Below are 647 nucleotides of genomic sequence, written 5' to 3'. Positions count from 1 at the left end.
GCGCAAGCCGCTCGTCCCAAATTTCAGACTGCTCACGGAATTCCCATCGAGTTGGCGATGACCGGCTCCTGCGACTGATGGCGCGGATCGAACGCCATCACAACGCCCAATCTCGGAGGAGCCAATCTGGTAGGGGTGCTAGGGTACGCAGCATGCTCGATGACGCTCGGGTTGGCCAGCCTAGCCGAGGCTTCGCGGTAGGATTGGCCAGCCGCGCGAGCTTCACGCGACTATGACCCCCATCATTATGCTCGGATCCGACGACCGGACGGAAGGGCCACGAGTTCGGTTCTCCCGCACTTTGCGTGGATCAGGTAGCATGGAGCACGCGGCGGCGAATCAGTGCGAAGCTGGCGCGGCCGTACATGGTACGCTTGAGCATCTTGAGCCGACTGATCTGCCTTTCAGCCTGAGCGGTGCTCGACGACGTCGTCAGCGCCGCCCGCACCGCCGGCCCGTCCTGCGCCAAGCCAGCCGCGAAGGTCTCTAATGCCGCGACGCCGCAGGTGCGCGTCTCGGAGAGCCATCTGTCGAGTTCGCCGGCCGCATCCACCGGTCGGTCGCCATCCAGGCCGCAAGCGCGCACCAACATCGTGAACCATCGCGCCAGGTCGGCGACGCGTGCTGCCTCGGCGTCCTGCCGGATG

1 pseudogene is annotated in these 647 nt (G+C 65.4%); it reads right to left on the bottom strand.

From position 1 onward, the window contains the following. Positions 1-310 precede the first annotated feature (310 nt). Positions 311-647: pseudogene (locus tag ACU8YC_RS25475) on the bottom strand (ISL3 family transposase); the annotation flags it as partial.

The sequence above is a fragment of the Citrobacter sp. VF227 genome, from assembly GCF_052950715.1.
Note: the sequence above shows the minus strand (reverse complement) of the source record. Positions and strands in the feature narration are given on the sequence as shown.